Raw genomic sequence first — 19,074 nt, forward strand, 5'->3', positions numbered from 1 at the left:
GCCGTTAAAAACCCGAAGGCCCCATCCACGAGGGATGGAGCCTTCGGTTGAAACCGGTGAAGGTTTAGCGCTTCGAGAACTGCGAAGCCTTGCGGGCCTTCTTCAGACCAGCCTTCTTGCGCTCGATGACGCGAGCGTCGCGAGTCAGGTAACCGGCCTTCTTCAGGGTCGGGCGGTTAGCGTCGCGGTCGATCTCGTTCAGTGCACGAGCGATGCCCAGGCGCAGCGCACCGGCCTGACCCGAAGGGCCACCGCCGTGGATGCGAGCGATAACGTCGTAGGCGCCTTCCAGGCCCAGAACCTTGAACGGCTCGTTGACGTCCTGCTGGTGCAGCTTGTTCGGGAAGAAGTCGTCCAGTGCGCGGCCGTTCAGGGTCCAGTTGCCCGAACCCGGAACCAGACGCACGCGGGCGATAGCCTGCTTGCGGCGACCCACAGCTGCACCCGGAACGGTCAGCGGTGCGCGCTCGGTCTCGGCCACAGTGGTCGAGGCGTTGGTCTCGGTGGTGTACGACGAAGGAGCTTCGCCTTCGAATTCAGTGATCTCTTCAGCGTTCTGAGCCACGATAATCTCCTAGTAAGTTGTTTTTCTCGGGGCCAGGACTACTGAGCGACCTGGGTGATTTCCAGTGCCTTCGGGGCCTGAGCAGCGTGCGGGTGCTCGGCGCCACGGTAGACCTTCAGCTTCGAGAGCTGGGCAGCGGACAACTTGGTCTTCGGGAGCATGCCCTTGATGGCCTTCTCCACGGCGAGAACCGGGTTCTTTTCCAGCAGCTCGGCGTAGTTGACGCTCTTCAGGCCGCCCGGGAAACCGGAGTGGCGGTAGGCGCGCTTCTGCTGCAGCTTGTTGCCGCTCAGCGCTACCTTCTCAGCGTTGATGATGATGACGTGATCGCCCATATCCATGTGCGAGGCGAAAGTCGCCTTGTGCTTGCCGCGCAGCAGGGTTGCGGCCTGGACGGCGAGGCGGCCGAGCACAACATCGGTGGCGTCGATGACATACCACTGACGAGTCTGGTCAGCCGGCTTTGGGGTGTACGTACGCACAGTAATTGCCTTACGTTGATTCGTTTCTGGTCAAACAGTCGCTTGTATCGAGGCGTGAGATCCCCCAGTGACGAGCACTGTCGTGTTGTTCTTGTGTTTGGACCAGTACGTCAGGTGAGGACTAAACTAACCGGCCGTCCATGTAAAGTTCGCGCGCCCAGCAGACCAGTGGCTATGCAACTAAACCGTCACGCCATGGCGCGTAGTGTCGAACAAGGACATACACAACTTCATTAACATTACCGGATTAAAGCCGTTGCCACCAAAAGTTCACCACTGGCCGTGAGCAAGGACACCTCAATTAGCGCCCGTCGACCTCATCGGCGCCACGCTTGGCTCGGGTCTGCGCGGCGCGGGCTGCCAGCTCTTCATCGGCGGGGTAGCTGACCTCTTCGAGCACCAGCGCCCGCGGGTGAGCCAGCTTGGTTTTCGAGTCGCGCACCATCGCCTCAAGCCTGCGGGCGAGGAAGCCGGGCTCTTCACGCCCATCCCCGACCATCATGGCCGCCCCGATCAGCGCGCGCACCATATTGTGGCAAAAGGCATCGGCCACCAGGTGGGCCACGATCAGCCCATCCTCTCCCCTGGTGAAGGTGAATTCCTCCAGGGTGCGGATGGTGGTGGCGTGCTCGCGTGGCTTGCAGTAACTCAAATAGTCGTGGCGCCCCAGCACCGTTTGCGCCTCGGCGTGCATGAGCTTCACGTCGAGTTCTTCGCGGTGCCAGGTGGCTAGATGGCGAGTCAAGGGATCCCAGCGGGCCACGCCGTCGGCGATGCGGTAGGAATAGCGTCGGCGCATGGCCGAGAAGCGTGCGTCAAAACCTTCGGGCGCCAGTTCGGCATCGTGCACCCAGAGCGCACCTTCGTGGCGCGAGAGGATTCCGTTGATGCGGCGTACCAGCGCCTGCGGCGGCTCCAGCGGTGAACGCCGCGGCAGAGCCTGGTACTCGGTGTCGGTGAGATCGAAATGCACCACCTGGTGGCGGGCGTGAACCCCGGCGTCGGTGCGGCCGGCCACCACTACGCGCACGGTGCGGCGGATCAACGTTTCGAGGGCTTCCTCGAGCACCTGCTGGACGCCGAGCACGTTGGGCTGGCGGGCCCAGCCGTGAAATTGGGAGCCGTCGTAACCCATTGTCAGCTTAATGCGCCGCAGGGCGGGTTCGCTGATGTCTGAATCGCTGAAGAGGCTGGCTAGCATCGGGTTTTCGGGCTCCTGCATATGATCCATTATCGCCCAGGCCGATAGCAGCTCGTGTCATCTCGGGGACGATCAATTCTCAATTTGGTGGCGCTATGGAAGTATGGCCAGCGACAGAACACTCGCTGGATTACTTCACGACCCTAAGGACCCACCCTATGAAGGCTCACCGCTTAGCCGCACTCGCCGTTACCCCGCTGATCGCCGCCGGTGTTCTCACCTCTTGCTCGAGTGATTCGCTCAGCGACGCACAGGCCTGTACCGAGGTCAAGGAGGCGGTGCAGCAGGCCGGTATTACCCCCGGGGCGGCCACCGATCCCAGCAACTTCGGCAAGCTTGCCGAGGCGGCCCCAAAGATTCAGGAAATCGCCGAGCGCACCGAGTCGGATTTCAAGAACGACCTATCCAACGTTTCCACGGCGTTCAGCAAGATGGGGGAACTGGTGGGTGCGGATGGGAAGCCCGATACCGCAAAGGTTTTGGAGTTCGCCAAGGACCCGCAGTTCCTCACCGATATGCAGGGCTCGCTGACGAAGCTCAGCGAGGTCTGCGGCGGGCTCGGCGGCTAGGAAGCACTCGGCACACCAAAGAGTTAAAACCGAAGAACCCTCCGGCGACGATGTCGCTGGAGGGTTCTTCTATGCGTTACTCACGCGAAGGGGCTTAGGCCTCTTCGGTGGTGGCTTCTGCGGCCTGCTCGGTAGCCTGGGTGGCTTCCTTCACAACGGCCTGCTTCGGCGATACCGGTTCCATCACCAGTTCGATGACAGCCATCGGGGCGTTGTCGCCCTTGCGGTTGCCGATCTTGGTGATGCGGGTGTAGCCGCCCTGGCGGTCAGCCATAACAGGTGCGATGTTCTCGAACAGCTCGTGAACGACCGACTTGTTGGTGCGGCTGCGCGAAGCGATAACGGCCTGGACACGACGACGCGAGGCCAGGTCTCCGCGCTTTGCGAAGGTGATCAGGCGCTCGGCGTGCGGACGCAGACGCTTGGCACGGGTCAGGGTGGTGGTGATCTTCTTGTTCTCGAACAGCTGTGCAGACAGGTTAGCGAGGATCAGTCGCTCATGTGCTGCGCTGCCGCCGAGACGCGGACCCTTGGTGGGGGTAGGCATGGTGGTTCTCCTAGATGAATAACCCGTTCCCGCCGGTAACCGGCGGGACGGATGAAGTAGTGTGTCGCGAGACTAAGGCTTAGAGGCCCTCGTCGTAAGCGTCCTCGTCCTCGATGGCGCTGCGAGCGGCCAGATCGAAGCCTGGAGGGGAATCCTTCAGGGCCAGACCCAGTTCGACAAGCTTTGCCTTGACCTCGTCAATGGACTTCGCACCGAAGTTACGGATGTCCATCAGATCGGCCTCGGAGCGAGTAACGAGTTCACCCACGGTGTGGATGCCCTCACGCTTCAAGCAGTTGTACGAGCGAACGGTCAGTTCCAGATCCTCGATCGGCAGCGCCATGTCGGCGGCCAGCGCAGCATCGGTCGGCGAGGGGCCGATTTCGATGCCCTCGGCGGCGGTGTTCAGCTCGCGGAACAAGCCAAACAGCTCCACCAGGGTGGTGCCGGCGGATGCCACTGCATCGCGCGGGGTGATCGATTCCTTGCTCTCAACGTCCACGATCAGGCGATCGAAGTCGGTGCGCTGCTCAACACGGGTAGCCTCCACGCGGAAGGTCACCTTCAGCACCGGCGAGTAGATCGAGTCGACCGGGATGCGGCCAATCTCGCCGTCGGCGCTCTTGTTCTGAGCGGCGGACACGTAGCCACGGCCACGCTCAATGGTCAGTTCCATATCGAACTTGCCATTGGCGTTCAGGGTGGCGATGTGCAGATCAGGGTTGTGGAACTCAACACCGGCCGGCGGAGTGATATCCGCGGCGGTGACGACGCCCGGGCCCTGCTTACGCAGGTAGGCGACGACCGGCTCGTCGTGCTCGGAAGATACCGACAGGTTCTTGATGTTCAGAACCAGTTCGGTCACGTCTTCCTTGACACCGGCTACAGTGGAGAACTCGTGCAGCACGCCGTCGATACGAACACTGGTGACAGCTGCACCAGGGATCGAGGACAGCAGGGTGCGGCGAAGCGAGTTACCAAGGGTGTAACCGAAGCCTGGCTCCAGTGGTTCAATAACGAACCGGGAGCGGTTTTCGGCAACTACTTCTTCGGTCAGGGTTGGGCGCTGCGTAATGAGCACTTACATTTCCTTTCGGCGAGCGTCCGCTATATGACGCAACACGGGGGTGGAAACGACGGTAGCCACGGTGGCCGTTCGTCTGTGGTGCAGGCGTGGGTCTAAGAGGTCACCGACCCGTTTCACGGTTCGGTGACGTTCTTAGGCCTAGCCTAGCGAATCAATTAGACGCGGCGACGCTTTGGTGGGCGGCAACCGTTGTGTGCGCTTGGGGAAACATCCTGGATGGATCCAACCTCAAGGCCAGCAGCCTGCAGCGAGCGGATCGCGGTTTCGCGTCCCGAGCCCGGGCCCTTGACGAAAACGTCGACCTTGCGCATGCCGTGCTCCTGTGCACGCTTGGCAGCGGCCTCGGCGGCCATCTGCGCTGCGTACGGGGTCGACTTACGCGAGCCCTTCATGCCTACCTCGCCGGCCGAAGCCCACGAGATCACAGCACCGGTCGGATCGGTGATCGAAACGATGGTGTTGTTGAAGGTGCTCTTGATATGCGCCTGTCCCTGCGCAATATTCTTCTTGTCCTTGCGACGCGGCTTACGTACCGCTCCACGAGTCTTTGGGGGCATTTCTTCTCCTACGAAAAAGGTTTATGAGTTAGGCCGCTAAAATTTAGCGAGCCTTCTTCTTACCGGCTACGGTACGCTTCGGGCCCTTGCGGGTGCGAGCGTTGGTCTTGGTGCGCTGACCGCGGACCGGCAGGCCCTTACGGTGACGAAGACCTTCGTAGGATCCGATTTCAACCTTGCGGCGGATGTCGGCCTGAACCTCACGGCGCAGGTCACCTTCCACCTTGTAGGTGCCTTCGATGAAGTCACGCAGCTGAACCAGTTCAGCGTCGGTGAGATCCTTCACGCGGGTGTCCGGGTTGATACCGGTGGCCGCGATGGTCTCTTCTGCACGGGTCTTGCCCACGCCGTAGATGTAAGTCAGCGCGATGATTACGCGCTTTTCGCGTGGAATATCCACGCCTGCTAAACGAGCCATATGTGGCTACCTTTCAACGAACGGAGGTCTGGAGCAGTACCTTCCACCAAAGTTTCTGGTGGCCCCGGCCTCCGAATCCGGGGGTGTGCACCGGTTGCCCGATGCGGTACTGCCTATATTGACTACGCGTGGGAATCCCGTAAGGGATTAGCCCTGACGCTGCTTGTGGCGTGGGTTCTCGCAGATCACCATGACGCGACCGTTGCGGCGAATCACCTTGCACTTGTCGCAGATCGGCTTCACGCTAGGATTAACCTTCAAGGGTTTACTCCTCTTGCGGTTGCAGTTAAATGTGGAGCTGTAAACGTTGCGTCCCAGGACATTCCAGCACCGGCGGCGTGTGTCGCGCTACCGGTGATGATTCATCCAGCTGGCTGTTTACTTGTAGCGGTAAACGATACGACCACGGTTGAGGTCGTATGGGCTCATTTCTACCTGCACCCGATCCTCAGGGAGGATACGGATGTAGTGCTGGCGCATTTTACCCGAGATAGTGGCAAGCACCACGTGTCCGTTCGGCAACTCAACGCGGAACATCGCGTTGGGTAGCGCCTCGGTCACTGTGCCCTCTACCTGGATGACACCTTCCTTCTTGGCCATTTTCCCCGCTAACTTTTTGTAGTTAATGTTTCCATCAACAAGTATTTGTTCCGGCTGACTGAGCATGTACCCGCACTGAGTTTTGGGCACACTTAAACAGACAACCAACAGTCAAGCATACGCTATTGGCGGGGGCCGGACAAATCATTGGACCCGGCCACCGATGTTAGATTGAGCACGTGGGCACCGATTCGGTGCAACACTTCCGGTTAGGAGCGGATCGGCGAAGGCTCCACGCCGAAGGGAGCCAGGCCGGCGGCGCCGCCGTCGTGGGCGGTCAGCACCCACAGCCCGCCGAGGTGGAAGGCCACGGTGTGCTCCCACTGCGAGGCGTTGGCCTTATCGTCGGTGACCACGGTCCAGTCATCGGCCAGCGTGCTGGTTTCGATGCCGCCGCGCACGAGCATCGGCTCGATCGCCAGGGCCATGCCCGGCTTGATGCGTGGGCCGCGATGTCCGGAGTTGTAGTTGAGCACATCCGGGGCCATGTGCATCTGTGATCCGATGCCGTGGCCGCAGTAGTCTTCGAGGATGCCCAGCTCGTCGCCGGGCTGCGAGGTCACGTACTCGTCGATGGCCTCGCCGATCTGCCCGATGAAGCGGGCCTTGGCGGCCGCGGCGATGCCAGCCCACATGGCCTGCTCGGTGATGTCGCTCAGGCGCTGGTCGGCAGGGTCCACGGTGCCCAGCAGCACGGTGCGCGCGGAGTCCGCGTGCCAGCCATCGACGATCGCTCCCCCGTCGATCTTCAGCACGTCCCCGTCCTTGAGCTCATAGGAGCCCGGGATGCCGTGCACCACTTCGTGGTTCACCGAGGCGCAGATCCGTCCGGGGAAGCCGTGGTAGCCAAGGAAGTTGCTGGTGGCCCCGTGGCGTTCGAGGACCTGACCGAAGACACGGTCGACCTCGGCGGTGGTGACCCCCGGCTTGGCGAAGGCGCAGGCCTCGTCCAAGGCCTCGGCCAGCACCAGGCCGGCTTCGCGCATTTTCAGCAGCTGCTGGTTGTTCTTGTACTCGATCCGTGGCTGTCCGATTCCCAACACTCTTCCTTGTCTATTTGCGGCCGTTGCCCTGGCAACGTGCTCAATTCTAGTTCACAACGCCAAACGCCGTGCCGGATCCCAGTGTGGGAACCGGCACGGCGTTGGACACGCTGCGGTGATATTTAGGCGTTGACGTTCAGTGCCGCGAGGACACGGTCGGTGACCTCGTCGATCTGGCCGATGCCGTCAACCTTGCGCACGATGCCGCGCTCCTCGTAGCGGTCGACGACGACCTGGGTTTCTGCGTGGTACAGGCTCAGGCGGTGACGGATGACCTCTTCGGTGTCATCGGCGCGGCCCTCGATCTCGGCACGCTTCAGCAGGCGTTCGACGAGCTCCTCGTCGTCGGCGGTCAGCTGCAGCACGGCGTCCAGCTGCTGGCCCTGCTCGCCCAGGATCTCATCGAGCGCGTCGACCTGGGCGCTGGTGCGCGGGTAACCATCGAGCAGGAAGCCGTTGGCCACGTCGTCCTGGGCCAGGCGGTCCTTGACCATGTTGTTGGTTACCGAGTCCGGAACGAAGTTACCGGCGTCGATGTACTTCTTGGCCTCGACGCCCAGCGGGGTGCCGCCCTTGACGTTGGCACGGAAGATGTCACCGGTGGAGATCGCGACGATGTCCAGACGCTCGGAAATCTTTACGGCCTGGGTGCCCTTACCGGCCCCGGGAGGGCCAATGATCAACAGTCGCGTCATCGCAATAGTCCTTCATAGTTTCGTTGCTGCATTTGAGCATTGATTTGCTTGACGGTTTCCAGACCCACACCAACCATGATGAGGATCGAGGTACCGCCGAATGGGAAGTTTTGGTCGGCATTGATGAGCACGAACGCGATCAGCGGGATCAGCGCAACGAATGCCAGGTACAGCGAGCCCGGGAAGGTGATACGGGAAATCACGTACTGCAGGTAGTTTGCCGTGGGGCGTCCGGCGCGGATGCCCGGAATAAAGCCACCGTACTTCTTCATGTTGTCCGCGACCTCTTCAGGGTTGAAGGTGATGGCCACGTAGAAGTAGGCGAAACCGATAATCAGCAAGGTGTACACCGTCATGTAGATCGGCGAGCTGCTCGAGGCGTGGGCCTGCAACCAGATAGCCCAGTCCGGCAGCGTGCCATCGGGACGCTGGTTGAACTGCACGATCATGGTCGGCAGCGCCAGAATCGAGCTGGCGAAGATCACCGGGATTACGTTGGCCATGTTGACCTTCAACGGGATGTAGGTGGAGGTACCACCCACGGTGCGGCGACCCACGGTGCGCTTGGCGTACTGCACCGGAATGCGGCGCTGGGACTGCTCCACGAAGACGACCAGACCGATCACCAGCAGGCCGATGAGGATCACGCCGACGAAGATGCCCCAACCCTGCTGACGCAGGATGGCGCCCATGGCGGCCGGGAAGCCCGAGGCGATGGAGATGAAGATCAGCATCGACATACCGTTACCGATACCACGCTCGGTGATCAGCTCACCCATCCACATGATCAGGCCGGTGCCCGCGGTGAGGGTGACGATCATCAGCAGGATCGTGATGAGGTTATCTTCGGGTACGAGCGGCAGCGTACAGCTGGGGAACAATGCACCGGTCCGCGCCAGGGTTACCAGCGTGGTGGCCTGCAACAGGCCGAGCGCGATCGTCAGGTAGCGAGTGTACTGCGTCAGCTTCGACTGGCCGGCTTGGCCCTCCTTGTGCAGGGTTTCGAAGTGCGGAATCACCACACGGAGCAACTGCACGATAATGGCGGCGGTAATGTACGGCATGATACCCATGGCGAAGACGGACACCTGCAAGAGTGCCCCGCCACTGAATAGGTTCACAAAATTGTAGAGACCACCGGAAGTCTGACCCATTGCCAGACACTGCTGCACGTTGCCGTAGTTCACTCCGGGCGCCGGGATGAAAACACCGACACGATAGATCGCGATGATCCCGATGGTGAACAACAGCTTGTTGCGCAGGTCAGGCGTGCGGAATACACGGGCTATGGCGCTGAACAAGCGTCCTCCTGATTTTAATTGCCTGAGCCGGGTTTTCGGCTCATGCTGTGACCTAATGATTCTAGCCGTCTGATATACGTCCACGCCAAATAGCGCACGAGGCTATTCGCTATATGAACGAAGTCGGCAGGATTCTTTCCCTTGTCAGTCAGCTTATCAGCGAAACGTGACCTAAACTACGAGATTAAATGACGAACCCCGCCGATCTCGCCCAGTTGGACGTGATCGACGGGGTTCGTCTTTAGCTAATCCCGCTTAGAGGGTGTTAGCCGAACCGCCGGCAGCAGCGATCTTCTCGGCTGCGGAGGACGAGAAGGCGTCAACCTTCACATCGACCTTGACCGTGATCTCGCCGGTGCCCAGCACCTTGACGGGCTGGTTCTTGCGGACGGCGCCCTTAGCAACCAGTGCCTCGACGGTGACGTCGCCACCCTCGGGGAACAGTTCGCTGATCTTGTCCAGGTTGACAACCTGGAACTCGACGCGGAACGGGTTCTTGAAGCCACGCAGCTTCGGCAGGCGCATGTGCAGCGGCAGCTGGCCGCCGGCAAAGCCAGCCTTCACCTGGTAGCGAGCCTTGGTACCCTTGGTACCGCGACCAGCGGTCTTACCCTTGGAGCCTTCACCACGGCCGACGCGAGTCTTGGCGGTCTTGGCGCCTTCGGCCGGACGCAGGTGGTGAATCTTCAGTGCTTTTTCATCAGCCATGTTACTTAGCCTCCTCAACCTTCAACAGGTGCGGGACCTTGTTGAGCATGCCAACGGTCACCGGATCGGCGGTGCGAACCACGGTGTGGCCCACGCGCTTCAGGCCCAGCGAGCGAACGGTGTCGCGCTGAGTCTGGTTGCCACCGATGATCGACTTGACCAGGGTAATTTCCAGCTGGGCGTCGCTTGCAACAATGTTCTTCGCCATTGCTTAAGCACCTGCCTTCTGGGTCTGGATGTGACGCAGCATTGCTGCTGGGGCGACCTCGTCCAGCGGAAGACCGCGGCGAGCTGCCACTGCCTGAGGCTCTTCCAGAGCCTTCAGTGCAGCAATGGTGCCCTGAACGATGTTGATCTGGTTGCTCGAACCCATCGACTTCGACAGGATGTCGTGGATGCCTGCGCACTCCAGCACGGCGCGGACCGGACCACCGGCGATAACACCGGTACCCGGAGCGGCCGGGCGAAGCATGACGACGCCAGCGGCGGCCTCACCCTTCACCAGGTGCGGGATGGTGCTGCCAACGCGCGGTACGCGGAAGAAGGACTTCTTGGCCTCTTCAACGCCCTTGGCGATAGCTGCAGGAACTTCCTTAGCCTTACCGTAGCCAACGCCAACCAGGCCGTTGCCGTCACCGACAACGACAAGTGCGGTGAAGCTAAAGCGACGACCACCCTTGACGACCTTGGACACACGGTTGATAGCTACAACGCGCTCAAGGAACTTGTCCTTGTCTTCGTTTCGGTTATCCTTCTGATCGCGACCACGACCACGGCCACCCTCGCTACGACGGCCACGGCCCTCGTTGCGGCGGGAGTTGGTGTTCTCAGTCGCGGCGGTCTCGACTGCCTCAGTTGCTTCAGCCACCTGAGTTTCCTTCTCGTTAGTTGCTTCGCTCACAGTGCCAGCCCTCCTTCACGAGCGCCGTCAGCCACTGCTGCAACGCGACCGTGGTACTTGTTACCGCCACGGTCGAAGACGACGGCCTCAATGCCAGCAGCCTTGGCGCGCTCTGCAACGAGCTCACCAACGCGCTTGGACTTTGCGGTCTTGTCGGCCTCGCTTGCGCGCAGGTCGGCTTCCATGGTCGAGGCGCTTGCCAGGGTGATGCCCTTGGCGTCGTCCACGATCTGTACAAAGATGTGGCGAGCCGAACGGTTGACCACCAAGCGCGGACGAGCGGCGGTACCAACGATGCGCTTGCGCACACGCAGGTGACGGCGGCCACGCTGAGCGGACTTGCTCTTGCCCTTGATTCCGATAGCCATAATTACTTACCAGCCTTTCCGACCTTGCGGCGGATCTGTTCGCCGGCGTAGCGAATGCCCTTGCCCTTGTAAGGCTCGGTCTTACGCAGCTTGCGGATGTTGGCGGCAACCTCGCCCACCTGCTGCTTGCTAATGCCAGCAACGGTCAGCTTGTTGTTGCCCTCAACGGCAAAGGTGATGCCGGCAGGAGCCGAAACGGTGATCGGGTGCGAGTAACCCAGAGCGAACTCCAGGTCCGAGCCCTTGGCCTGCACGCGGTAACCGGTGCCATGGATTTCGAGCTTCTTTTCGTATCCCTCGGTAACACCGATGATCAGGTTGTTGATCAGGGTGCGGGTCAGCCCGTGCAGCGAACGCGATTCGCGCTCGTCGTTCGGACGGGTGACGGTAACAGTGTTCTCGTCCTTGGCAACGGTGATCGGAGCCGAAACGGTCAGCGAAAGCTCACCCTTCGGGCCCTTGACCGAGACCTGCTGGCCATCGATCGTGAGCTCAACGTTGGCCGGGACGGTGATCGGAAGACGTCCAATACGTGACATTGTGTATTCCCTTCCTTCCCGTTACCAGACGTAGGCGAGGACTTCCCCACCCACGCCCTTCTTTGCAGCCTGACGGTCGGTAAGAAGACCGGAGGAGGTGGACAGGATTGCGATGCCAAGACCACCGAGCACGTGCGGCAGGTTGGTGGACTTCGCGTAAACGCGCAGACCTGGCTTGGAGATACGGCGCACGCCAGCGATCGAACGCTCGCGGGTCGGACCGTACTTCAAAGTGATGGTCAGCTTCTTGCCGACTTCGGCAGCCTCTTCCTCGAAGGAGGCAATGTAGCCCTGTTCCTTCAGGATGTTGGCAATGCGCACCTTCAGCTTGCTCGACGGCATCGACACGGTGTCGTGGTAAGCCGAGTTGGCGTTGCGCAGACGAGTCAGCATATCTGCGACTGGATCTGTCATAGACATGTGGGCTTCAGCCCTTCCTCGTTACGGTTTCCTTGAATCGGACCTGTAACGTAGTTGCGATTAATTTTCGGTCTTGAACGGGAAGCCCAGTGCCTTAAGCAAGGCGCGGCCTTCGTCGTCGGTCTTGGCGGTGGTCACCACGGTGATGTCCATACCACGCACGCGATCGATCTTGTCCTGATCGATTTCGTGGAACATGGACTGCTCGGTCAGACCGAAGGTGTAGTTGCCGTTGCCATCGAACTGGCGGTCGCTCAGTCCGCGGAAGTCGCGGATACGCGGCAGTGCCAGGGTGATCAGGCGGTCCACGAATTCCCACATGCGATCGTTGCGCAGAGTGGTGTGGGTACCGATCGGCATGCCTTCGCGCAGCTTGAACTGTGCGATCGACTTGCGAGCACGGGTCACCACTGGCTTCTGACCGGTGATAGCGGTCAGGTCGCGCACGGCGCCTTCAATCAGCTTGGAATCCTTGGCGGCCTCGCCGACACCCATGTTCACAACAACCTTGGTAAGGGTCGGAACCTGCATCGGGTTGGAGTAGTTGAACTGCTCCTGCAGCGCCGGACGGATGTCCGCGGTGTACTTGGTCTTCAGACGTGGCTGGATCTTGGTGGCTGCTTCAGTCATTACAGATCCTTTCCGGAAGCCTTGGCGTAACGGACGCGCACGGTCTTGCTGACGCCGTTCTTTTCAACGGTCTCCTCGCGGAAACCAACGCGGGTAGGCTTCTTGGTCTCGGGATCCACAACGGCCACGTTCGAAACGTGCACGGGAGCCTCGACAACGACGATGCCGCCGCCCTGCGAACCGTTCTCGGTCGGGGTTGCCTTGGTGTGCTTGGTGACGCGGTTAACGCCTTCCACCAGAACACGCTCGGCTGCCGGGAACACCTTCAGGACCTTGCCCTGCAGGCCACGATCCTTGCCGGCCAGAACCTGGACCAGATCGCCCTTCTTGATCTTTGCACCCATGGTTACAGCACCTCCGGAGCCAGGGAAACGATCTTCATGAACCGCTTGTCGCGCAGTTCACGACCCACTGGGCCGAAGATACGAGTACCACGAGGATCGCCAGCGTCACCCTTGAGGATCACTGCGGCGTTCTCGTCGAACTTGATGTAGGAACCGTCTGCGCGACGAACTTCCTTCTTGGTGCGAACGACGACAGCCTTGACGACGTCGCCCTTCTTTACGTTGCCGCCCGGAATTGCATCCTTGACGGTAGCGACAATAGTGTCGCCAATGCCTGCGTAGCGACGCTTCGAGCCACCGAGAACACGAATGGTAAGGATTTCCTTAGCACCGGTGTTATCGGCAACCTTGAGTCGCGACTCCTGCTGAATCACTTATTACTCCTGTCGTCTCGCTGGTTCTCCTAGGGAGCCTTGCGGAACGGATATGGTCCCTCCGATACGATCGCTTACCCCCACCGACGCGGGCGCACCGAATGCTGATCCCAATTGGCGGCAGGGCCGAGGCGTAAAATATCGAAGCCGTGCTGCGTTGCCGAAACGGTGTCTCGGTGACGCTGCATCGAATCGGAGGTGGATAGTCCCCGGAGACAATGCGCACAGAACCTTAAGTCTAGCCTAGATTCGGTGGTTTCCGAAATGGTGTGGTAGTGCCGCCGAACGCGTGATTCGTCACAGTTTCGTGTCTGCGACCGAATCTCACTCGTGCCGTTCGCCATCAGGGCAACCAGTCACCCAAGCCAATCATTGGCGCACGGCGCAATAATCTTTTCCCTCTAGTTTCCACAGTCATGCACATGGTCCCGAGTCCCCACCAGATGATTCTTAACCGCCCCTACCAACCAAAGATTCAGGACCCGGTTTGACGCAATAGCACTGACCTCTCAGCTTGCATAGCACTTCCCTTGTAAACGACCACGGCCACGGGTAGCGCGAGGATAAATGGGACAGCTGTCCCCATGATCTCCATCGCTTTGGCACTCGCGACAGCATGCTGTCCTGCCGCCTGCAGAAATAGCCCCTTGGAAGGTTGCGCCAATCAATCGCAGCCCGAACAGTTGATCGGCATGCCAGATCATGGACAGATTCGGCAATCAACGGAATGCGGTTGCCTTCATAGTGCCAGAAAGACCGGGTAAGGGACGGAGCAGCAATGTCGACGTTTAGGCAAACTCGTCCGGAAAATGGGGCGCGAAGCGACTGGTGATCAGTAGCAATTCGCTTGCCGCGATGTGCTCGCCAACACGAAGCAGAAGTATCTCGCGTGCACGGAAGACGTTTGCGGTGGACCCCACGTGGCAACGCGCATGGTCACCCACCGGCAGGTGAACCTGAGCGCAGGTATCCCCACCCGCTATCGACTTAACTCTTGGGACGATTGTGCAGACTCAATAATTTGCCATAGTGTGAGCCCAATAGGAGAGCAGTTCTCTGGTGCCATGTCACGTATAACTATTCGTACGGGTCTCGTACTCACACTACTCGCGGCGACAGCCATCGTCGGTCTGGCTGCTCCTGTAACTCCTCGCCGCACCCGCAGGGGCGAAGTGCCCACCAGAAGATGGCGACACACGTTGTGTTGCAAGATTCAAGCTTCGTGGTGCGGATCGTCATTCCTGCCACGATGCAGCACTGAAACGACCGAGTCCCTTTCGCGATTATCAGCATGCGTTAAGTCGTCCAGCATCCACTGATGCTTGAGAGTTACCGCAAGACACAAAGCCACCTGAAGCGACTGACACTTATACCACAGACAGGGACGTGGTCGACTTCACCCCTCCCCTGTTGCCACCCCACATCATCACAGTAGCCTGGGAGACTCTCCCTGCTCACCGCATGAATTATTGCGACACTGAATTAGCCCCAGATGCGAACCGGCTTAGCACCGGCTACATCCGATTCATGATCAGACCCCGGCTAAACGACCGTATTCTTCAGCACTTCATCGTAGATCGCATTGTCAATCAGGTCATGTCTCAGTGCATCAGCTACTTCTTCCCAAGTTCCGTCGAGGCTCTCCTCATACTCGCCGTACTCGTTCGCCCAAGGGGTCGGCTTATATGGCCAGTCAATTAACTGGCGCACCAATTCCGCACGTTCGGTAAACCCAGCCGCATACCGCTGGCATATCTCATAAGGGCCTGCGGAGTTGAACTCCCCCACGACAGCTGGAACTTCCTGTGCACGCTGCAACGCCTTCGCCACAGCTGGTTGCGACATGCCCAGCACCTGAGCCATCTCCCGCTGAGTCATGCACTCCGCCGCAGCCTTCAGCGTGCGCTTGTAGTCCAGCACATCAACCTCCACACGCTGCCGGGCTCGCCTCAGCTGTGCACGCAAGTCATCGCGATACGGACGTTCCAGTGGATGGCTCATAATACTCTCCTCAGCAAAGAGCCCAACTTCGCATACCAAAGTATAACCAAAGTTATCATGCTAAGTCTCGGTTTTTCGCAGGCATTGAAGCATCAGTTCTCTGTACGTGCATCCACAACCGGCCATTTTCACGTCGCCCAGCCCGCTCTCCGAACGTGCTCGTTACTACACGTAGACGCGCCTGCGTTAACCAATGACGTGAACAAGCTACGCCAACGTTTTAATCTTGCCGAGAGGTATTAGGTACTGCCCACTAACGTTCATAGAAATTGCACGCTGACGGCCAGCGGATACTGCCCGATAACCAAAACCATTACTCAGAGACCGCACGCCTGGTCACGACACCACACGTGGCCAGTATTCTCGCGACTAAACTGTCAGGCCGTGCGCACGTTTTGTGATCCAACAACTTATGCATGATAGAGGTCCGGGGTAATGACGCTTTGGAATAGTGTCGACTCCAGAATAATCTTCCTACGAATTTTCCGATTCGTCAGACGTCGGCCGTGTCGCTTGACGATGTTGAGTAATTGAATCAGACAACGAGGATTCATCAATATCTTCGTTGATCAAGGCAACGACGTCTTTCCCCCGAAACACTTCTCTAAGTTGCTTTGACTCATGCGTAAGGTCTTCGATCGCCTTACGCACGAAGTGCAGGTTTCCTTCCGGTGCATCTCGTGCCTCGCGCCAGTCACTTGGTCGAATCTCGAATTCGACTATATTCGTCTTCTCGAAAGGTCCATCAGCTTTCACGCGAATGCGGTATGTGGTTCTGTCCTCTTCCTCCTTGAGAAGATCAAACCCTCTTCCGAGTGACCAACGGATCGTTCGCCCCGGAGCCAATGACAGGATGCCGTCATGCGCTCTCTTTTGGGCGATGATCGTCTTGCCTGAGTAATCAGGGTGCTCAGGAATGGGAGGGTCAATGAAAACTCGAACATTGCGTGCCATAGTGGGACCAGAATTTCCCACGACCAAATGCAACATCGTGCCTTGCTGGTTGTCTGGCTGAATGTCAGCCCAAACGTAAGGCTGAGCATTCTGTTCCATAATCTCGCGTTGAATTGCGGACTGATTTTCAGACGCACGCGCAGAACGCAGCGCAGGCACTAAGGCGACCAGTGCCGCAATGGCGGCAGCGCCCGCACCCACAGCAGCAACAATTGATGCGACTGTATTTAACTCCATGTATCAAGGATAATCGCCTCGATTCCCGAAGCATCAGAGAGAAACGGTCACTAACTACACGTGTAAAGAGCTAATCAGAGCCGTCTCAGAACCCACAGCTCAACAACACGAGTGCACCGGCACCCGCAGCGGAAACCGGCACGTTTGGAATCCCAGAAACTAGACTGATACAACCAAATTCGACCACGGACTGAAACAGACTGACCTGTGGTCATCGTTGATAAACAAATACCCGAATATTCGCCCCACACCGTACGACGATGTCGCAGTTGCCCTGGCGGACGATTCCGGCTCCGAATCGAAGGACTTTCACCACGAAAGTACGGTCTTGGTCAATCTGGGTTGTAGGTTCCTAATCGTCTGTTGCCTTTTGATCACCTTGGCTAAGCACAACGGAGTACGCCGCCACCGAGGAGTCTTCAGGAGAGCCACCTTCATCACGTTCCCGAACGTCGCTCGAAGACTCGACAATCCGCGATTCAAGAAGTCCGAGCGCACAAGACGGAGCCTTTGTCGCTACAAGAGGCGCCCGTGGGCAAAAGATGCACTCAAAAGAAAAGCTACTTCTGCAAGTTGTTCCGGGGCAGGGTTAGCTACTCCCAGCATAGAAGTTTGATCCAGTACCAAACTTACAGCCATTGGAGTTCGCTGATCTGGAAGACTCCATTCCTGAGCTTTCGCACCGGGCCACTTCGTTCCGTGACACCTTTAGGTTGCGTTCAGCATGCGCCGAGAACTTTTGTGATTGATCCTGGACTTGCGAAAGGAGGTGTCGCCGTGTTCTACAACAACATGCCCGATGTGCGATTACCATTCGAAGTCGCCCATTGAATCAAGTTGGAGTTCTGTGTAAGGGACCATCCGCGGTAAATACCAGAATGCGGCACAAACTTCTTAGCCTGCAACGCAAAATCAACCCAAAGTCCGGAAGCCACTTCAACCGCAAGTTCAAGATCGCAGCCGCTCGGTTTGCGTCCAGTATTCCTGTTCCCACCTTCAGGCGGTCGGCTATGGAGCGCAATAGCCCTGCCACCTACAGACGAACGCCTGTTGACAAGTCGACGTACAAGATTGAACTTCGTGCCCTCTTCAGGAGGTACATCCAACACAAGCGAACCTATAGGTTGTTGACCTATTGGCACAGGCCGCGAATGAACATCCTCAAGTGCATCACGAGTATCCATCCGGGACAACGCTGAGGCCCACCAAAGACCTTGTATGATACAGATGCCCCTTCTGCATGGTTGGCTGATGCTATCGGCCAGCGCCCCCTGATAGTACTAGCGTGGCGACCACTCTCATAGCGACGCCCCAGTCATCACGTGCGATTACATCCCTCGGCGAAATTGGGACACGGACATCAAGGTTGGCTTACTCTTGCCACACATGAAGGTTCGCCGGTTTCAGCCGTAATATCGTATATTGATCCCACTCGTAGCAAGGGGTCCTACGAGGCGACGATCGAGTCCGTAAGTTGTTCGTCCGTTGCAGTCAAAATGAGTCTCGGGCCAGGGCCCAGTTACCCCGGTGGCTCGCATCCGCATGGAAGCGACCGGACCATGCACCGGCATAGTCGCTGAGGGTCACGGCCATACTCACACGTGAGTGCGCATGTGTTCTGCCTTAGGCGTAGATCTGCAGGCTGGATGGCAAGTTGCCCTAGTTCTCGGGACCGTGACTTACCTGCATTTGATCGACAACGTTTCGATCAAAGTGCCCCTCGTCGTATGCCACGTAGCGCAACCCGGTCGCTGTCATGCGAGACGGATACCATGAGGCCTATGGCGACCAAACCGGCGATGTCGGGTAGGTATTTCCGTCTGGCTTTGGGCGGATATGCTGACCGTCGATCGTTCAATTTTGGCCTGCCTACAATATGCCGCGCCCGCTTCAAATACCGGTGGAGCAACAAAAATCGCCCCGAACTTCCATTGGAAGTTCGGGGCGATTTTGCAATCACATGATCCGTGGAATCACGAGTTGGCTACTTAGCCTTCTCGACGATCTCCACCAGACGCCAACGCTTGTCAGCAGACAGCGGACGGGTCTCGGCGATTACAACCAAGTCACCGATGCCGGCTTCGTTGTTCTCGTCGTGAGCCTTCACGTTCTTGTTACGACGCATAACCTTGCCGTAGAGGGCGTGCTTCACACGGTCCTCAACATCGACAACGATGGTCTTCTGCATCTTGTCAGAAACCACGTAACCACGGAGGGTCTTGCGGTAGTTACGCTCGGTTGCGTTGTCCACACCGTTCTCCTTCTCGCTCATTACTTGGCTTCCTTGGTCTCTTCAGCCGGCACAACAACATCCTGGCGAATGCCCAACTCGCGTTCACGCAGCACGGTGTAGATGCGTGCGATGTCGCGCTTGATCTTCTTCAGGTTGCCGTGGGTCTCGAGCTGACCGGTGGCCGACTGGAAACGGAGGTTGAACAGTTCAGCCTTGGCCTTCTTCAGCTCCTCGTTCAGACGAGCGTTATCGAAGCCGTCCAGAGACTCCATGCTTAGGTCCTTCGAACCGATAGCCATC

General features: G+C 58.8%; 25 protein-coding genes and 1 pseudogene. 1 reads left to right on the forward strand and 25 read right to left on the reverse strand.

Going from position 1 to position 19,074, the window contains the following annotated elements:
* Positions 1-64: 64 nt before the first annotated feature.
* The 3 genes from rpsI to truA form a co-directional block, all read right to left on the reverse strand.
* Complete coding sequence (rpsI, locus tag ACJD00_RS11345) at positions 65-565, reverse strand: 30S ribosomal protein S9 (RefSeq protein ID WP_309406263.1); 501 nt, start codon at positions 563-565, stop codon at positions 65-67.
* Between the two features lie 38 nt (positions 566-603).
* Positions 604-1,047 carry a 50S ribosomal protein L13 gene (gene rplM / locus ACJD00_RS11350; RefSeq protein WP_309406261.1) on the reverse strand — a complete coding sequence of 148 codons (444 nt, stop codon included), beginning with the start codon at positions 1,045-1,047 and terminating at the stop codon, positions 604-606.
* 301 nt (positions 1,048-1,348) lie between these two features.
* Entirely contained in the window at positions 1,349-2,248 is a 900-nt protein-coding gene (gene truA, locus ACJD00_RS11355; RefSeq protein ID WP_418909332.1) for a tRNA pseudouridine(38-40) synthase TruA, read from the reverse strand.
* Positions 2,249-2,406: 158 nt separating this feature from the next.
* Here truA and ACJD00_RS11360 point away from each other — a divergent pair, with 158 nt between their 5' ends.
* Entirely contained in the window at positions 2,407-2,817 is a 411-nt protein-coding gene (locus tag ACJD00_RS11360; protein WP_418907095.1) for a hypothetical protein, read from the forward strand.
* A gap of 100 nt (positions 2,818-2,917) precedes the next feature.
* On the opposite strand, the pseudogene rplQ reads toward ACJD00_RS11360, so the two are convergent.
* From rplQ to rpmC, 22 genes and pseudogenes are all read right to left on the reverse strand, one after another.
* Positions 2,918-3,364: pseudogene (gene rplQ / locus ACJD00_RS11365) on the reverse strand (50S ribosomal protein L17); the annotation flags it as partial.
* A 79-nt stretch (positions 3,365-3,443) separates the two neighbouring features.
* Complete coding sequence (locus ACJD00_RS11370; protein WP_309406257.1) at positions 3,444-4,445, reverse strand: DNA-directed RNA polymerase subunit alpha; 1,002 nt, start codon at positions 4,443-4,445, stop codon at positions 3,444-3,446.
* Positions 4,446-4,606: 161 nt separating this feature from the next.
* Complete coding sequence (gene rpsK, locus ACJD00_RS11375) at positions 4,607-5,008, reverse strand: 30S ribosomal protein S11 (RefSeq protein WP_309406255.1); 402 nt, start codon at positions 5,006-5,008, stop codon at positions 4,607-4,609.
* A gap of 43 nt (positions 5,009-5,051) precedes the next feature.
* Complete coding sequence (gene rpsM, locus ACJD00_RS11380) at positions 5,052-5,426, reverse strand: 30S ribosomal protein S13 (protein WP_309406253.1); 375 nt, start codon at positions 5,424-5,426, stop codon at positions 5,052-5,054.
* Between the two features lie 147 nt (positions 5,427-5,573).
* Complete coding sequence (gene rpmJ, locus ACJD00_RS11385; RefSeq protein ID WP_071894985.1) at positions 5,574-5,687, reverse strand: 50S ribosomal protein L36; 114 nt, start codon at positions 5,685-5,687, stop codon at positions 5,574-5,576.
* 117 nt (positions 5,688-5,804) lie between these two features.
* Positions 5,805-6,026, reverse strand: coding sequence for a translation initiation factor IF-1 (infA, locus tag ACJD00_RS11390; protein WP_309410423.1), 222 nt, complete (start codon positions 6,024-6,026; stop codon positions 5,805-5,807).
* 209 nt (positions 6,027-6,235) lie between these two features.
* On the reverse strand, positions 6,236-7,066 hold the full coding sequence (gene map, locus ACJD00_RS11395) for a type I methionyl aminopeptidase (RefSeq protein WP_418907096.1): 831 nt from the start codon (positions 7,064-7,066) through the stop codon (positions 6,236-6,238).
* A gap of 125 nt (positions 7,067-7,191) precedes the next feature.
* Complete coding sequence (locus ACJD00_RS11400; protein WP_309406244.1) at positions 7,192-7,764, reverse strand: adenylate kinase; 573 nt, start codon at positions 7,762-7,764, stop codon at positions 7,192-7,194.
* Complete coding sequence (gene secY / locus ACJD00_RS11405; protein WP_418907097.1) at positions 7,761-9,065, reverse strand: preprotein translocase subunit SecY; 1,305 nt, start codon at positions 9,063-9,065, stop codon at positions 7,761-7,763. Before secY ends, ACJD00_RS11400 begins: the two co-directional genes overlap by 4 nt.
* A 255-nt stretch (positions 9,066-9,320) precedes the next feature.
* Positions 9,321-9,773 (reverse strand): 50S ribosomal protein L15, encoded by a 453-nt coding sequence (gene rplO, locus ACJD00_RS11410; protein ID WP_309406240.1) that lies wholly within the window; start codon positions 9,771-9,773, stop codon positions 9,321-9,323.
* A 1-nt stretch (position 9,774) separates the two neighbouring features.
* A complete protein-coding gene (rpmD, locus tag ACJD00_RS11415) occupies positions 9,775-9,981 on the reverse strand; it encodes a 50S ribosomal protein L30 (protein ID WP_309406238.1) in 207 nt (68 codons plus the stop codon).
* Between the two features lie 3 nt (positions 9,982-9,984).
* Positions 9,985-10,674, reverse strand: coding sequence for a 30S ribosomal protein S5 (gene rpsE / locus ACJD00_RS11420; protein ID WP_309406236.1), 690 nt, complete (start codon positions 10,672-10,674; stop codon positions 9,985-9,987).
* Positions 10,671-11,042, reverse strand: a complete 372-nt coding sequence (gene rplR / locus ACJD00_RS11425) for a 50S ribosomal protein L18 (protein ID WP_309406234.1) — start codon at positions 11,040-11,042, stop codon at positions 10,671-10,673. The genes rpsE and rplR overlap by 4 nt, the downstream gene beginning before the upstream one ends.
* A 2-nt stretch (positions 11,043-11,044) precedes the next feature.
* Positions 11,045-11,581 carry a 50S ribosomal protein L6 gene (gene rplF / locus ACJD00_RS11430; protein ID WP_309406232.1) on the reverse strand — a complete coding sequence of 179 codons (537 nt, stop codon included), beginning with the start codon at positions 11,579-11,581 and terminating at the stop codon, positions 11,045-11,047.
* Positions 11,582-11,602: 21 nt separating this feature from the next.
* Positions 11,603-12,001 carry a 30S ribosomal protein S8 gene (rpsH, locus tag ACJD00_RS11435; RefSeq protein WP_309406230.1) on the reverse strand — a complete coding sequence of 133 codons (399 nt, stop codon included), beginning with the start codon at positions 11,999-12,001 and terminating at the stop codon, positions 11,603-11,605.
* A 60-nt stretch (positions 12,002-12,061) separates the two neighbouring features.
* Positions 12,062-12,631 (reverse strand): 50S ribosomal protein L5, encoded by a 570-nt coding sequence (gene rplE / locus ACJD00_RS11440; RefSeq protein ID WP_309406229.1) that lies wholly within the window; start codon positions 12,629-12,631, stop codon positions 12,062-12,064.
* The gene (rplX, locus tag ACJD00_RS11445; RefSeq protein ID WP_309406227.1) at positions 12,631-12,975 is read right to left on the reverse strand and encodes a 50S ribosomal protein L24; all 345 of its coding nucleotides are present in this window, start codon (positions 12,973-12,975) and stop codon (positions 12,631-12,633) included. Before rplX ends, rplE begins: the two co-directional genes overlap by 1 nt.
* 2 nt (positions 12,976-12,977) lie before the next feature.
* Positions 12,978-13,349: a 50S ribosomal protein L14 gene (rplN, locus tag ACJD00_RS11450; RefSeq protein ID WP_418907098.1), complete on the reverse strand. Its 372-nt coding sequence runs from the start codon at positions 13,347-13,349 to the stop codon at positions 12,978-12,980.
* 1,542 nt (positions 13,350-14,891) lie between these two features.
* Positions 14,892-15,350 (reverse strand): helix-turn-helix domain-containing protein, encoded by a 459-nt coding sequence (locus ACJD00_RS11455; protein ID WP_418907099.1) that lies wholly within the window; start codon positions 15,348-15,350, stop codon positions 14,892-14,894.
* Between the two features lie 474 nt (positions 15,351-15,824).
* On the reverse strand, positions 15,825-16,541 hold the full coding sequence (locus ACJD00_RS11460) for a hypothetical protein (protein WP_418907100.1): 717 nt from the start codon (positions 16,539-16,541) through the stop codon (positions 15,825-15,827).
* A 1,984-nt stretch (positions 16,542-18,525) separates the two neighbouring features.
* Positions 18,526-18,813 carry a 30S ribosomal protein S17 gene (gene rpsQ, locus ACJD00_RS11465; protein WP_058254898.1) on the reverse strand — a complete coding sequence of 96 codons (288 nt, stop codon included), beginning with the start codon at positions 18,811-18,813 and terminating at the stop codon, positions 18,526-18,528.
* The gene (rpmC, locus tag ACJD00_RS11470; protein WP_309406221.1) at positions 18,813-19,073 is read right to left on the reverse strand and encodes a 50S ribosomal protein L29; all 261 of its coding nucleotides are present in this window, start codon (positions 19,071-19,073) and stop codon (positions 18,813-18,815) included. The genes rpsQ and rpmC overlap by 1 nt, the downstream gene beginning before the upstream one ends.
* Between the last annotated feature and the right edge of the window lies 1 nt (position 19,074).

The sequence above is a fragment of the Glutamicibacter endophyticus genome (genome assembly GCF_048457885.1).
GTDB lineage: Bacteria > Actinomycetota > Actinomycetes > Actinomycetales > Micrococcaceae > Glutamicibacter > Glutamicibacter endophyticus.

What these genes read in the sequence shown, in the direction of transcription:
- truA (WP_418909332.1), bottom strand. Translation starts at nt 2,248, where the DNA reads ATGCTAGCCAGCCTCTTCAGCGATTCAGACATCAGCGAACCCGCCCTG.
- ACJD00_RS11360 (WP_418907095.1), top strand. Translation starts at nt 2,407, where the DNA reads ATGAAGGCTCACCGCTTAGCCGCACTCGCCGTTACCCCGCTGATCGCC.
- rpsK (WP_309406255.1), bottom strand. Translation starts at nt 5,008, where the DNA reads ATGCCCCCAAAGACTCGTGGAGCGGTACGTAAGCCGCGTCGCAAGGAC.
- rpsM (WP_309406253.1), bottom strand. Translation starts at nt 5,426, where the DNA reads ATGGCTCGTTTAGCAGGCGTGGATATTCCACGCGAAAAGCGCGTAATC.
- infA (WP_309410423.1), bottom strand. Translation starts at nt 6,026, where the DNA reads ATGGCCAAGAAGGAAGGTGTCATCCAGGTAGAGGGCACAGTGACCGAG.
- ACJD00_RS11400 (WP_309406244.1), bottom strand. Translation starts at nt 7,764, where the DNA reads ATGACGCGACTGTTGATCATTGGCCCTCCCGGGGCCGGTAAGGGCACC.
- rplO (WP_309406240.1), bottom strand. Translation starts at nt 9,773, where the DNA reads ATGGCTGATGAAAAAGCACTGAAGATTCACCACCTGCGTCCGGCCGAA.
- rpmD (WP_309406238.1), bottom strand. Translation starts at nt 9,981, where the DNA reads ATGGCGAAGAACATTGTTGCAAGCGACGCCCAGCTGGAAATTACCCTG.
- rplR (WP_309406234.1), bottom strand. Translation starts at nt 11,042, where the DNA reads ATGGCTATCGGAATCAAGGGCAAGAGCAAGTCCGCTCAGCGTGGCCGC.
- rplF (WP_309406232.1), bottom strand. Translation starts at nt 11,581, where the DNA reads ATGTCACGTATTGGACGTCTTCCGATCACCGTCCCGGCCAACGTTGAG.
- rpsH (WP_309406230.1), bottom strand. Translation starts at nt 12,001, where the DNA reads ATGTCTATGACAGATCCAGTCGCAGATATGCTGACTCGTCTGCGCAAC.
- rplE (WP_309406229.1), bottom strand. Translation starts at nt 12,631, where the DNA reads ATGACTGAAGCAGCCACCAAGATCCAGCCACGTCTGAAGACCAAGTAC.
- rplX (WP_309406227.1), bottom strand. Translation starts at nt 12,975, where the DNA reads ATGGGTGCAAAGATCAAGAAGGGCGATCTGGTCCAGGTTCTGGCCGGC.
- ACJD00_RS11455 (WP_418907099.1), bottom strand. Translation starts at nt 15,350, where the DNA reads ATGAGCCATCCACTGGAACGTCCGTATCGCGATGACTTGCGTGCACAG.
- ACJD00_RS11460 (WP_418907100.1), bottom strand. Translation starts at nt 16,541, where the DNA reads ATGGAGTTAAATACAGTCGCATCAATTGTTGCTGCTGTGGGTGCGGGC.
- rpsQ (WP_058254898.1), bottom strand. Translation starts at nt 18,813, where the DNA reads ATGAGCGAGAAGGAGAACGGTGTGGACAACGCAACCGAGCGTAACTAC.
- rpmC (WP_309406221.1), bottom strand. Translation starts at nt 19,073, where the DNA reads ATGGCTATCGGTTCGAAGGACCTAAGCATGGAGTCTCTGGACGGCTTC.